Below are 13,428 nucleotides of genomic sequence, written 5' to 3'. Positions count from 1 at the left end.
GCCATGGAGACGCTCGGCCATCTCGCCTACGGATTTTCCGTCGCTTTCTCGCCGATGAACCTGCTGTGGTGCCTGGTCGGCACCACGCTCGGCACGGCCATCGGCGTGCTGCCCGGCCTCGGGCCGGCGCTGACCATCGCGCTGCTGCTGCCGATCACCTACCAGGTGGCGCCGGAGGCGTCCTTCATCCTGTTTGCTGGCATCTATTACGGCGCCATGTATGGCGGCTCGACGACCTCGATCCTGCTCAACACGCCGGGCGAAAGCGCCACCATCGTCACCGCGCTGGAAGGCAACAGGATGGCCCGCTCGGGTCGCGGCGGCGCGGCACTGGCGACCTCGGCGATCGGCTCCTTCGTCGCCGGCACCATCGGCACGATGGGCGTCGCCTTCCTGGCCCCGGTGGTGGTGAAGTTCGCGCTCGCCTTCGGGCCGGCCGAATATTTCTCGCTGATGGTGCTTGCCTTCATCACGGTGTCGGCGGTGCTCGGCTCGTCCTCCGTGCGCGGCCTCACCAGCCTGTTCATCGGTTTCGTCATCGGCATGATTGGCGTCGACCTGCAGACGGGACAGCCGCGCTTCACCTTCGGCATGAACGAACTGCTCGATGGCGTCGATGTCATCATTGCCGCGGTCGGCCTGTTTGCCGTCGGCGAGACGCTCTACATGGCCTCGCGCCGCTATGCCGGCAAGGACGAGATCGTGCCGCTCAAGGGCTCGCTCTACATGACCGCGGCCGAATGGGGGCGCTCGTGGAAGCCATGGCTGCGCGGCGCTTTCATCGGCTTCCCGATCGGCGCCATGCCTGCCGGAGGCGCCGAGATCCCGACCTTCCTGTCCTACGCCATCGAAAAGAAGCTGTCGAAGCACAAGGAGGAGTTCGGCACGGTCGGCGCCATCGAGGGCGTTGCCGGACCGGAAGCCGCCAACAATGCGTCTGCCGCCGGCGTGCTGGTGCCGATGCTCACCCTTGGCCTGCCGACCTCGGCGACCGCCGCAATCATGCTGTCGGCCTTCCAGAGCTACGGCATCAATCCGGGACCGCTGCTGTTGACGACGCAGGCCGATCTGGTCTGGGGCCTGATCGCCAGCCTGTTCATCGCCAACGTCATCCTGGTCGTTCTCAACCTGCCGCTGATCGGGCTGTGGGTACGGCTGTTGAAAATCCCGGCGCCGCAGCTCTATGCCGGCATCCTGGTGTTCGCCACCGTCGGCACCTACGGCATCTCGCAATCGCCGATCGACCTCGTCATCCTCTATCTCCTGGGGGCCGCCGGCTTCCTGATGCGGCGCTTCGATTTCCCGACCGCGCCGGTCATCATCGGCATGATCCTGGGGCCGCTTGCCGAAACGCAGTTCCGCCGGGCGATGACGATCTCGAACGGCGACTGGTCGGTGTTCTACACCCACAAGCTGTCGCTGGTGCTGCTGATCCTTGCCTTCATCGGGCTCGCCGGTCCGCATATCTGGGCCTTCATCGAGCATCGGCGCCGGCGCGGACCCGAGCATGTGCCGGGCGATGCCTGAGCGACCTGGAGCATCATGACCGATCTGCTTGCCGGCATCCGCATTCTCGACCTGACCAATGTGCTGGCGGGCCCTTATTGTGCCTACCAGCTGGCGCTGCTCGGCGCCGATGTCATCAAGGTCGAGACGCCGCAAGGCGGCGATCTGGCGCGCCAGCTCGGCGCCTCGCCGGCGCTCAACGAGGCGGGGATGGGCGCGTCGTTCCTGGCGCAGAATGCCGGCAAGCGATCGGTGGTGCTGGATCTCAAAAGCGAAGCCGACCGCGAACGCTTCCTCGATCTCGTCGCCTCCGCCGATGCGCTGGTCGAGAACTTTCGACCGGGCGTGATGGGGCGGCTGGGGCTTGGCTATGAGGCGCTGAAAGCGGTTCGTCCGGGTCTCGTCTATTGCGCCATATCGGGGTTCGGCCAGACCGGGCCGATGCGCGACAATCCGGCCTACGACCAGATCATCCAGGGGCTGTCCGGCATCATGAGCATCACCGGCACGCCGGAGACCGCACCCTTGCGGGTCGGCTATCCCGTCGCCGACACGCTGGGCGGGCTGGTCGGGGCCTTCGCCATCGCCGCGGCGCTGGTCAAGCAGAAGACCTCGGGCGAGGGCGCGTTTCTCGATGTCTCGATGCTCGAATGCACGCTGTCGGCGCTGGGCTGGCCGGTGTCCAACTATCTGACCGCCGGCGTCGAGCCGCAGCCGATGGGCAATGAGAACATGACGGCTGCGCCCTCCGGCGCGTTTCGCACCGGCGACGGCCTGCTCAACATCGCCGCCAACAAGCAGGAGCAGTTCGTCACGCTTTGCCGGCTGATCGGCCAGCCGGAACTGGCCGACGATCCGCGCTTTGCCGAGCGCGAGACGCGCAAGCAGAACCGCGCTGTGCTGAAGGTGCTGATCGAGACGGCCTTGGCGAGCGCCTCGGCCGCAGCCTGGGAGGAAAAATTCAACCGCGCCGGCGTGCCGGCGGGCCGGGTGCTGACGATCCCCCAAGTGCTTGGCGAGCGCCAGGTGGTCGAGCGCGACATGACCACGCGTTTCCAGGGTCTGCCCGGCATGGCGCAGCCGCTGACCGTGGTGCGCGGCGGCTTCATGGTCGATGGCGCGGCACCCTTGCCGGTCCTGCCGCCGCCTGTGCTGGGCGAGCATATGGACGAGGTTTTTTCCACCCTGCCGCCGCGCGCCAGGAGAAGCGCGTGAGCGAGAGAAAAACCGGCCGCGAACGCGGCGAGGAATGGTGGCAGACCGGCATCATCGAGATGAGCCCCGGCATTATCCGGCTGCGCGGCTATGAAATCCAGGAGCTGATCGGCCGCGTCAGCTTTCCGGCCACGATCTGGCTGATGCTGCGCGGCGAATTGCCGAGCGAGGAGCAGGCGGCGCTGCTCGGCATTGCGCTGGGGGCGGCCGTCGACCACGGGCCGCAGGCGCCGTCGATCGCCATTGCCCGCATGGCCATCACCTGCGGCGTCGGCATCAACAGCGCCATGGCGTCCGCCGTCAACGTGCTGGGTGACGTGCATGGCGGCGCCGGCGAACAGGCGCTGTCCTTCTATGGCGACATTGCCGTGGCACTTGACCAGGGTGTTGCGCTGGACCAAGCCGTAGCCGCACGGCTCGACCGTTTCTTCGCCGAGGAGAAAGGCTATGTGCCGGGATTTGGCCATCGCTTCCACCCGGTCGATCCGCGCGCGCCGCGCCTGATCGCAGTGACGCGCGAGTTTGCCGCGCGCGGCGTCGTCAGCGGACGCTTTGCCGACATCGCCGAGGCCGTCGAATCAGAGGTGGCACGGCGCAAGGGGAAGAAAATACCGCTCAACATCGACGGCGCCACCGCCGTCATCTATGGCGAGCTCGGCTTTCCGCCGCCGTTGACGCGCGGCCTGTTCGTGCTCTCGCGCTCGGTCGGCATCCTGGCGCACGCATGGGAACAGTCGCAGCAAAGCGAGCGCAACAAAGGGCCGCTGCCGCGCGAATGGCTGTGGGCCTATACGGGCACGCCGCTGCGGCCATTTCCCGCTGAGGGGGATGAGGGTCCCGCTGAAGGGGACGAGGGCAAGTGAGGTTGGTCAGGCCGGGTCCGGCACTGCCGGCTGAGGCGGCGCCAGGTTGGCCATCAGCGTCGAGAGATCCGGCTCATCGATGAGCAACGCCGCGTCCTGCGGCTTGAGCCATGCCCGCTGGCGGCTCTTGGCCTCCTGCCAGTTGGCCAGTTCCTCGGAAACCTCCAACAGGTACACGACGACGTCGACACGCACGAAATTGTGCTCCAGCCGTTTCCAGTAGGAATAGCTGCCGGCCGGCGCCTTGCGGGTCTTGCCGAGCACGCCGGCTTCTTCGCGCGCCTCGATGGTGGCGGCCTTGCGCCCGCTCTTTCCTTTCATCGGCCAGCCCTTGGGCACGATAAAGCGCTTCGTCGCTCGCGACGTCACCAGCATCACTTCGAAATTGCCTGAAACGTCCAGGCGAAAGGGAATGGCGGCGACCTGGCGAATGTGTTCGCCTCGCCTTGCCTTGCGTACCGCCTTTTTCTTGGTCGTCGCCATGTGCTGAAATCCGGTGGGCGGGCGCACAGCCGCACGCCGCCTGCAAACCCCTGATATGCCCGCGAGGCAATGAGCATCTTTAGTAAATAAGTCGACTAAGTAAATCGCAGGCGACCGATATCAACGGCAAACACGCACAATCTGGTTGTTGACGATCTGAATCGGACAAGCTTGCCGGACGACGGGCACTTCGGGGCGCGGCTGCGGCACGATCCGACGGTCCTGCTCGCGATATTGCTGCTGCTGTTGCTGGAACTGCTGCCGCTGCAGGCTGTTGCGCAATTGCTGCAGTTGGTTCTGCTGGATCAGCCGGTTGGCGCTGGGATTGACGGACTGAGCCGCAGCAGATTGCATGATTCCGGCGAGCGTTGCCACCGCCAGCATTGCCGACATCAGAACTGTCGATAGGCGAAGCGTCGACATCAGTTCGTTCCCGTACAGATATAACCTCCTCTCTATATAGGGCGTTCGTCTCGATCTGCCATGGGCGGGTCTGCCATGGGCCGATCTGCCACGGGTTGGCGAAGTCCCTGAGGAAGCGGCCTGGCCGCACTTGACAGAAAAGATCGATTGACCGCTCTATCGGGCGCGGATCTCGGGCTCAATCGCTGCTGACTCGAGGCACAATCGGGAGCATATTGATGAAAAGCAGGCAAGTATATTTCGCGGCGCTACTGGGCAGCATCTGTATTCTTGGCCCGGTGGCAGTCGCGGCGCAAACCAAGACCGACAAGGCGGCGCCTGCCGCCGCAGCGCCCGCCCCTGCTGCCGGCCCGACATTGCCTGGCGGCGCCTCGGCGCTGTCCGAGACACATGGCGACTGGACGGTCAATTGCCAGGTAACCGGCACGGCCAAGGTTTGCAGCCTGTCGCATCAGCAGTTCAACAAGCAGTCCAACCAGCGCCTGCTGGCGATCGAGCTGTCGAGCAAGAGCGGCGAGGATGCCGCCGGAACGCTGGCGCTGCCGTTCGGCCTGGCGCTCGCCAAAGGAGTCAGCCTGACCATCGACGACCAGAAGCTGGAAGGCAGCTTGCCGTTCAACACCTGCCAGGCCGTCGGCTGCCTGGTGCCGGTGGCGTTCGATGCCAGCGTCACGCCGCTGCTCAAGGCAGCCACCACGCTGAAGATCGACGCCTTCGCGGCCGACACCGGTCAAGCGGTGAGTTTCACCATCCCGCTCAACGGCTTCGGCGGCGCACTGGCACGGACGGCGGAATTGTCGGTCGACTGAGCAGCGAGCGCGCGGTCACTCAACCTCGCGTAGCCGGTACCCCACCCCGGTTTCGGTGGTGATGTAGCGCGGCTGGTCGGGCGACTTTTCGATCTTCTGCCGGAGCTGGCGGACATAGACCCTGAGATACTGCACGTCGGTCGAATCGCCCCACACCTGCTTCAGAAGGAAATGGTGGGTCAGCACCTTGCCGGCATGCTGCACCATAATGCGCAATATGTCGTACTCCTTGGGGGAGAGCTTTATCTCCTTGCCTTCGACCTTGACGATGCGCTTGACCAGGTCGACGCTGAGATCGCCGGTGTGGAACACCGGCTTTTCGCCCTGCTGCTGGAATTTGTGGCGCAGCGCGACGCGGATGCGGGCGACCAGCTCGTTCATGCCGAACGGCTTGGTGATGTAGTCGTCAGCGCCGAGTTCGAGCGCCGCGACGATGCCGGCTTCGTCGGTGCGGCTGGACAGGATGACCACGGGCACGTCGAGGCCGTCGCCGCGCCATTTGCGCAGGAGATCGAGGCCACCCATGCCGGGCAGGCCGAGGTCGAGCAGGATCAGATCCGGCTTTTGTGCATCGACGAGTTCGATCGCGGCCCCGGCATTGGGCGCCTCGCTGACCGCATAGCCCTGGCTGCCGAGGCCGACGCGCAGCAGTTTGCGGATCGGCGGCTCGTCGTCGACGACCAGTATGCTGACATTGGAATTTGTCATGCCGGATCACCAGAGTTTTGCCCGTCCGCGTTCCGTTCGTCCAGGCCGGGCGATCGTGCCGGCTTCGGCATGCGGATGGTGAAGACCGCGCCTTGGCGATCGCTGCGGTTCGCCGCCATGATCGTGCCGCCCATCGCCTCGATGAAGCCCCGGCAGATCGACAGGCCGAGCCCGGTGCCGGCCTGGACCTGATCGCGCTTGCGCACCCGGTAGAAGCTGTCGAAGACGCGCTCCAGGTCGGCGGGCGGAATGCCCGGTCCCTCATCCATGATCTGCAGCGCGACGGAGCCATTGTCGGCCCAGCCCTGCAGCCGGATTGTCGATCCCTGTGGCGCGTATTTCGCGGCATTGTCGAGCAGATTGAACAGCATTTGTTCGAACAGCACGGGATCAAGCTTCAGCATCGGCAGGTCGGCCGGAATATCAACCTCGGTCTTGTGCCCGGCAGTGATCTTGCGTGCCCGCTGCAAGGCCGAGCCAACGACATCGCCGACATAGTGCAGGGCGAAATTCGGTTCCATGGCGCCCGATTCAATCTTGGTCATGTCGAGCAGATTGGCGATGAAGCGGTTCAGCCGTTCGGACTCGTCGAGCACGGTGGTCAGCAGCTCGGCCCGATCGTTCTCGGGCAGTGCCGGCGCAAATTCCCTGAGCGTGCCGGCCGCGCCCATGATGGCCGCCAGCGGCGTCTTCAGATCATGCGAGATCGACGTCAGCAGTGCCGAGCGCAAGCGGTCGGCCTCGGCCGCCAGCCTGGCGCGGTCGACATCGGCGACCAGCTGGATGCGCTCGATGGCAACCGCCGCCTGATCGGCCAGCGCGTCGAGCAGGCGCTGTTGCTCGGGCGTCAGCAGCGGGCCTTGCTTGTCATTGTCCAGGCCGACGACGCCGACGGCCGCGCGTGCGGTGCGCAAGGGGAGGTAGAGGCGTTTTGCCCCGGGCAGGGTATCGGCGCCACGGCCGGCAGCCCGGTTGTGTTCCCAAGCCCAGCGTGCAGCCGCTATGTCGGCCTCGGCCAGCGTGTCATCGGGGGGATAACCGGCCTTGACGGTGATCGTGCCTTCTTCCGGCAAAAGCAGCACCACGCGCAGCTTCAGCATCGAGGCGATCTGGAAGGCTGTGGCCCACAAAACGTCGTCGAGCGTGCCGGCGCCGGCGAGCTTCTTTGAAAAGAGGTAGATGTCCTCGGTGGCCCGGGCGCGTGAACGGGCGGCGGCTGCCTGACGCTGCACACGCGCCGTCAGATTGCTGGCGATGACGGCAACGACGAGGAAGACGGCGAAGGCAACGATGCTCTCCGGATCGCGGATCGTCATCGTGTAGCGCGGCTCGAGAAAGAAGAAGTTGAAGGCAATGGCGCTGAGGAAACAGGCGTACAGCGCCGGCCACAGGCCAAAGGTCACTGCCGATGTCAGCACCGCCAGCAGAAGCACGCTGGCAAGGTTGCGAACGTCGAGGAACTGATCGAGGACGGCGCTGACGGCAAGCGCGCCGGCGACATAGACGGTCGAGAAAAGATAAGGCCAGATTTGAAATGGCGTCTGCTCGGCCGCCGCCTTGACCCTCGACGTGGCCTCGTTGTCGCGCTCCGTTCCTGAAATGACATGGACGCTGATATCGCCGGCATTGCGGATCAGATCGTAGGTGAGCGAACCCTCGATCAGTTCGCGCCAGCGCGAGCGGGTCGGCCTGCCGACGACGATATGGGTGAAGTTGTTGGCCGTGGCGTGGCGGACGATGTCCTGGGCGACGTTCTGGCCCGGAATGGTCGTCACCTCGGCGCCGAGCTGCTCGGCCAGGCGCAAGAGCGTGGCCAGCTGGTCCTTGTCTTCCTCCGACATGGCGGCCGAACGCGGCGTGTCGACATGCAGCGCCGTCCACGGTGCGCGCAGCCGGTCGGCCAGCCGGCGCGCATAGCGGACACGAGACGCTCCGCCCGGACGCGCATCGACGCAGACGAGCACCCTTTCGCCCGCCGCCCAAGGGCCGGGAATCGCGTGCGACTGCATGTGGTTGAGCAACTGCTCGTCGACGCGCTGGGCGGTGCGGCGCAGCGCCAATTCCCGAAGCGCGGTCAGATTGCCCGGCGAGAAATAGTTTTCGACTGCGCGCTGGGCAGTCTTGGGGAAATAGACCTTTCCCTCTTTCAGCCGCTTGATCAGGTCGTCGGGCGTGAGGTCGATGATCTCGATGTCGTCGGCCTGGTCGATGATGGAGTCCGGGACCGTTTCGCGCACCCTGACGCGGGTGATCTGTGCCACGACGTCATTCAGGCTCTCGACATGCTGGATATTGAGCGTGGTGTAGACATCGATGCCGCGCGCAAGGATTTCCTGGACGTCGAGATAGCGCTTGGGGTGGCGGCTGCCGGGTGCGTTGGTGTGGGCGAGTTCGTCGACGAGCACCAGCGCCGGCCGGCGGGCGAGGATGGCGTCGATGTCCATCTCATTCAGCACGCGGTCCTTGTAGTCGACCTTCTGGCGCGGGATGACCTCGTAGCCTTCGACCAGCGCCAGGGTTTCCTTGCGGCCGTGGGTTTCTACGATGCCGATGACCACGTCGATGCCGTCGGCAAGCATGGCGCGGCCGGTCATCAGCATTTCGTAGGTCTTGCCGACACCGGGTGCAGCACCCAGAAATATCCGCAGGCGGCCGCGCTCTTCCCGTTCCGCATGCTCGAGCAGCGCGTCCGGAGAGGGTCTGGTATAGTTGCTTCTGGCGTCCGGCATCAGGCTCGATCATGAACGGCGCCGAGGATCGTGTCGATCCCTGGCCCCTGGCTTCAGAGATTGTCTCTCACTGCTTGGTATCGTCCAGTGCCAGGTTGAGCGCCAGCACATTGACGACCGGCTCGCCGAGGAAGCCGAGTTCGCGGCCTTCGACATGGCTGTCGACAAGCGCCTTGACCTTGGCTTCGTCGAAGCCCCTGGCCTTGGCCACCCGAGCGACCTGGAAATAGGCGGCGTCCGGGCTGATGGCGGGGTCGAGGCCGCTGCCGGACGTCGTCACCAGATCCATCGGCACCGGCTGGTTCGGGTTCTCCGCCTTCAGCTTTGCAACATCGCCCTTGATGCGGTCGATCAGCTTGGGGTTGGTTGGACCGAGATTGGAGCCGCTGGACGCTGCGGCGTTGTATCCGTCGCCGGCAGCCGAGGGGCGGCCATGGAAATACTTGTCGTCGGCAAAGCCCTGGCCGATCAGTTCGGAGCCGATGACCGTGCCGTTTTTCTCGATCAAGCTGCCATTGGCCTTGTGCGGAAACAGCGCCTGGGCGATGCCGGTCATGCCCAGGGGATAGATCAGGCCGGTCAAAACGGTGAAAAAGACGATCATGATAACAGCGGGTCTTATCTGAGTGAGCATGGACGTATTTCCTTAAGCGAGGCCGAGGCCGGTGACGATCATGTCGATCGCCTTGATGCCGACGAAGGGAACGATGATGCCGCCGAGGCCGTAGACCAGCAGGTTGCGGCTGAGCAGCGCGCCGGCGCCGATGGCGCGGTATTTGACGCCTTTAAGCGACAGCGGGATCAGAGCGATGATGATCAGCGCGTTGAAGATGATGGCCGACAGGATGGCGCTCTGCGGCGTCGCCAGATGCATGATGTTGAGCGCTTGCAGGGGGCCGATTGTATGTCCCGGCGCAACGTAGAAGACGGCAAACATGGCCGGGATGATGGCGAAGTATTTGGCGACGTCGTTGGCGATCGAGAAGGTCGTCAGCGAGCCGCGCGTCATCAGCAGCGCCTTGCCGATCTCGACGATCTCGATCAGCTTGGTCGGGTCACTATCGAGGTCGATCATGTTGCCGGCCTCGCGGGCGGCAACCGTGCCGGTGTTCATGGCGACGCCGACATCGGCCTGCGCCAAGGCCGGCGCGTCGTTGGTGCCGTCACCGCACATGGCGACCAGCTTGCCCTTGGCCTGTTCGTCGCGGATCAGCTTCAGCTTGTCCTCGGGCGTGGCCTGGGCGAGGAAATCGTCGACGCCGGCTTCGGCTGCGATCGCCGCCGCAGTCATCGGATTGTCGCCGGTGATCATCACGGTGCGGATGCCCATTTTGCGCAGTTCGGCAAAGCGCTCGCGGATACCACCCTTGACGATGTCCTTGAGGTGGACGACGCCGAGCAGGCGGCCGTCACGCTCGACGGCCAGCGGCGTGCCGCCCGACTTGGCGATCTCGTCGGCGATCGCCTGGAGATCCTTGACGGTGTCGCTGCCGGGGCGCGTGCCGTGAGTGGCCGATGTCGACTGGCTGACATAGGCGAGAACCGTATCGACGGCGCCCTTGCGCACCGACGAGCCATCGATGTCGACGCCGCTCATCCGGGTCTGCGCGGTGAAGGGCACGAAGCTGGCATGCAAGGTTGCCATGTCACGGGCGCGGATGGCGTATTTCTCCTTGGCCAGCACGACGATCGAGCGTCCCTCAGGCGTCTCGTCGGCGAGCGAGGCGAGCTGCGCGGCATCGGCCAGTTCCTGTTCGGTGACGCCCTTGACCGGGCGGAATTCGGTGGCCTGGCGGTTGCCGAGCGTGATGGTGCCGGTCTTGTCGAGCAAAAGCGTATCGACGTCGCCTGCCGCTTCGACGGCACGGCCGGACATGGCCAGCACGTTGAAGCGCACCAGGCGGTCCATGCCGGCAATGCCGATGGCCGACAGCAGGGCGCCGATGGTGGTCGGGATCAAGGTGACGAACAGCGCGACCAGCACCGTCACCGGGATATAGCCGCCGGAATAGGAGGCAAAGCTAGGGATCGTGGCGGTGGCCAGCACGAAGATCAGCGTCATGCCGACGAGCAGGATGTTGAGCGCGATCTCGTTGGGCGTCTTCTGGCGCGAGGCACCCTCGACCAGCGAGATCATGCGGTCGAGGAAGGTGTGGCCGGAGGCGGCTGATATGCGCACGCGAATCCAGTCGGACAGAACCTGCGTGCCGCCGGTGACCGCCGAACGGTCGCCGCCGGATTCGCGAATGACGGGTGCGGACTCGCCGGTGATTGCCGCCTCGTTGACCGAGGCCACGCCTTCGATCACTTCACCGTCGGACGGGATGATGTCGCCGGCTTCGACCAGCACGATGTCGCCAACCTTCAGGCTGGTGCCGGGCACCAGCTTGAACCTGGAGCGGTCTTCGCCGGCAAGCAGCTTGGCCTGGGTTTCGGTGCGCGCCTTGCGCAGCGAATCGGCCTGCGCCTTGCCGCGGCCTTCGGCGACGGCCTCGGCGAAGTTGGCGAACAGCACGGTGAACCACAGCCAGATGATGATCTGCAGCGTAAAGCCGAAATCGCCGCCGCCGGTGGCGAGATCCTTGACGAACAGGACCGTGGTAAGAAGCGAGACGATGGCGACGACGAACATCACCGGGTTCCTGACCAGCGTGCGGGGGTCGAGTTTCCTGAAGGCGCCGCCGATGGCCGGCCACAGGATGCGGGCATCCATGATGCTCGCGGATTTGGACTGGCTCATTTGGTGGCTCCAGTATCTGAACTGTTGGCCGGCACCGACCGATCGGATGCCGAAAAGAGGGGCGGCGGACCATAGGCCAGCAGCCAGATCACGATCATGACTGCCGCGAGGCCGAGGAAGGTAGATACGCTGGGGAAGGGAGGGGGCGTTTCCTCCCCCTCATTGCCGGCTCGTGGGCCGGCTCGCGGCCGGGCCTTCATGCGTTTTGGGTAGAACCAGGACATGACAAGCCTCAGAATGTCTGGCCGTTGATGGCAGCCAGGTGCTCGACGATCGGTCCGATCGCCAGTGCCGGGAAGAAGGTCAGGCCGACGACGATCAGGATGACGCCGACGAGCAGGCCGACGAACAGCGGGCCGTCGGTCGGGAAGGTGCCGGCGGAAGCCGGAACCGTCTTCTTCGTCGCTAGTGAGCCGGCAATGGCAAGCGCTGGAATGATGACGAAGAAGCGACCCACCCACATGGAGATGCCGAGCGTGATGTTGTACCAGGGCGTGTTGCCGGAAAGGCCGCCAAAGGCCGAGCCGTTGTTGGCCGCCGCCGAAGTGTAGGCATAAAGAACCTCGGAGAAGCCATGCGGACCGCCATTGGCCGTCGAGGCGACGGCGCTTGGCAGCACGACCGCTATTGCCGTGAAGACCAGCATGACCAACGGCAGAGCGAGGATGGCGAGCATTGCCATCTTGACCTCCTTGGCCTCGATCTTCTTGCCGAGATATTCGGGCGTGCGGCCAACCATCAGGCCGGCGACGAACACGGTGATGACGATGAACATGACGATGCCGTAGAAGCCGGCGCCGACGCCGCCGACGATGACTTCGCCGAGCTGCATGTTGAGCATCGGGATCAGGCCGCCAAGTGCTGTGAACGAGTCATGCATGGCGTTCACCGCACCGCAGCTCGCAGCCGTGGTGATGACGGCGAATAGTGCCGAAGCGGCAATGCCGAAGCGGCTCTCCTTGCCTTCCATGTTGGCGCCGTCGACGCCCAGAGCATGGACCAGCGGATTGCCCGCGGCTTCCGCCCAGTAGCAGATAACGACGCCAGCGATGAACAGCACACCCATCGTGGCCAGGATCGCCCAGCCCTGGCGCTGGTTGCCGACCATGCGGCCGAAGAGGTTGGTGAGTGCAGCACCCAGCGCGAAGATCGTCACCATCTGGATCATGTTGGAGATGGCGTCGGGGTTTTCGAAAGGATGCGCGGCATTGGCGTTGAAGAAGCCGCCGCCATTCGTGCCAAGCATCTTGATGGCGACCTGCGAGGCGACCGGCCCAAGGGCGAGCGTCTGCTTGGCGCCCTCCAGCGTGGTGGCGTCGACATAAGGCCCGAGCGTCTGCGGCATGCCGAGCCAGACATAGACGAGGGTGAGCACGATGCTGAGCGGCAGCAGGATGTAGAGCGTGCAGCGGGTCATATCGACCCAGAAATTGCCGATCGATTTTGCCGAGGCGCGGGCGAAGCCGCGGATCAGCGCCACCGCGATGGCAATGCCGACGGCGGCCGACATGAAGTTCTGCACGGTCAGGCCGGCCATCTGCACGAGGTAGGACAACGTGCTTTCGCCGCCGTAATTCTGCCAGTTGGTGTTGGTGACGAAGCTGACGGCAGTGTTGAAGGCGAGATTGGGTTCGACCGATGCCATCCCGGCCGGATTGTAAGGCAGGACGCTCTGCAGGCGTTGCAGAAAGTACAGCACCAGGAAGCTGGCAAGGCTGAAGAAGATGATTCCTGCCGCGTAGGTCGTCCAGTGCTGCTCCTCGCGCTCGCTGGTTCCCGAAATGCGGTAGAGGCCGCGCTCAACGGGCCCGAGTATGGGCGAGAGAAAGGTGCGATCGCCATTGAAGACGCGGTACATGTAGCCGCCGAGCGGCTTCACCAGCAAAACGACGATCCCGCAATAAACCAGGATCTGTATCCATCCGTTGAGTGTCATGGCTTTCCGTGCCTTG

Annotated in this window: 11 protein-coding genes; 4 read left to right on the top strand and 7 right to left on the bottom strand. The window is 64.7% G+C overall.

All coding sequences use genetic code 11. The features are described 5' to 3' along the window. Nucleotides 1-3: 3 nt before the first annotated feature. From NKI10_RS12470 to NKI10_RS12460, 3 genes are read left to right on the top strand one after another with little or no spacing between them, the layout of a single operon-like run. Complete coding sequence (locus NKI10_RS12470) at nucleotides 4-1,527, top strand: tripartite tricarboxylate transporter permease (RefSeq protein ID WP_352860187.1); 1,524 nt, start codon at nucleotides 4-6, stop codon at nucleotides 1,525-1,527. A gap of 15 nt (nucleotides 1,528-1,542) precedes the next feature. Next, nucleotides 1,543-2,721 (top strand): CaiB/BaiF CoA transferase family protein, encoded by a 1,179-nt coding sequence (locus NKI10_RS12465; RefSeq protein ID WP_031196007.1) that lies wholly within the window; start codon nucleotides 1,543-1,545, stop codon nucleotides 2,719-2,721. Further along, complete coding sequence (locus NKI10_RS12460) at nucleotides 2,718-3,584, top strand: citryl-CoA lyase (protein WP_031196006.1); 867 nt, start codon at nucleotides 2,718-2,720, stop codon at nucleotides 3,582-3,584. The genes NKI10_RS12465 and NKI10_RS12460 overlap by 4 nt, the downstream gene beginning before the upstream one ends. Nucleotides 3,585-3,590: 6 nt before the next feature. Here NKI10_RS12460 and NKI10_RS12455 read toward each other — a convergent pair whose 3' ends face one another. Next, a complete protein-coding gene (locus tag NKI10_RS12455; RefSeq protein WP_352650757.1) occupies nucleotides 3,591-4,067 on the bottom strand; it encodes an NUDIX hydrolase in 477 nt (158 codons plus the stop codon). 120 nt (nucleotides 4,068-4,187) lie between these two features. Then, complete coding sequence (locus NKI10_RS12450; protein ID WP_023704190.1) at nucleotides 4,188-4,490, bottom strand: hypothetical protein; 303 nt, start codon at nucleotides 4,488-4,490, stop codon at nucleotides 4,188-4,190. 218 nt (nucleotides 4,491-4,708) lie between these two features. Between NKI10_RS12450 and NKI10_RS12445 the strand changes: the two genes are divergently transcribed. Further along, nucleotides 4,709-5,299 (top strand): invasion associated locus B family protein, encoded by a 591-nt coding sequence (locus NKI10_RS12445; RefSeq protein ID WP_031243995.1) that lies wholly within the window; start codon nucleotides 4,709-4,711, stop codon nucleotides 5,297-5,299. Nucleotides 5,300-5,314: 15 nt separating this feature from the next. On the opposite strand, the gene NKI10_RS12440 is transcribed toward NKI10_RS12445, so the two are convergent. From NKI10_RS12440 to kdpA, 5 genes are all read right to left on the bottom strand, one after another. Further along, a complete protein-coding gene (locus tag NKI10_RS12440) occupies nucleotides 5,315-6,007 on the bottom strand; it encodes a response regulator transcription factor (protein ID WP_352860184.1) in 693 nt (230 codons plus the stop codon). Next, nucleotides 6,004-8,736 carry a DUF4118 domain-containing protein gene (locus NKI10_RS12435; protein ID WP_352860182.1) on the bottom strand — a complete coding sequence of 911 codons (2,733 nt, stop codon included), beginning with the start codon at nucleotides 8,734-8,736 and terminating at the stop codon, nucleotides 6,004-6,006. The genes NKI10_RS12440 and NKI10_RS12435 overlap by 4 nt, the downstream gene beginning before the upstream one ends. Before the next feature lie 67 nt (nucleotides 8,737-8,803). Next, nucleotides 8,804-9,370 carry a potassium-transporting ATPase subunit KdpC gene (kdpC, locus tag NKI10_RS12430; RefSeq protein ID WP_023710827.1) on the bottom strand — a complete coding sequence of 189 codons (567 nt, stop codon included), beginning with the start codon at nucleotides 9,368-9,370 and terminating at the stop codon, nucleotides 8,804-8,806. Nucleotides 9,371-9,382: 12 nt separating this feature from the next. Then, nucleotides 9,383-11,476, bottom strand: coding sequence for a potassium-transporting ATPase subunit KdpB (gene kdpB, locus NKI10_RS12425; protein WP_352515317.1), 2,094 nt, complete (start codon nucleotides 11,474-11,476; stop codon nucleotides 9,383-9,385). Between the two features lie 232 nt (nucleotides 11,477-11,708). After that, on the bottom strand, nucleotides 11,709-13,412 hold the full coding sequence (gene kdpA / locus NKI10_RS12420) for a potassium-transporting ATPase subunit KdpA (protein ID WP_352711696.1): 1,704 nt from the start codon (nucleotides 13,410-13,412) through the stop codon (nucleotides 11,709-11,711). Nucleotides 13,413-13,428: the final 16 nt, after the last annotated feature.

Source organism: Mesorhizobium sp. M0802, from assembly GCF_040320115.1.
GTDB lineage: Bacteria > Pseudomonadota > Alphaproteobacteria > Rhizobiales > Rhizobiaceae > Mesorhizobium.
The sequence above is the reverse complement of the archived record's forward strand: the minus strand, read 5'-3'. Positions and strand labels throughout refer to the sequence as shown.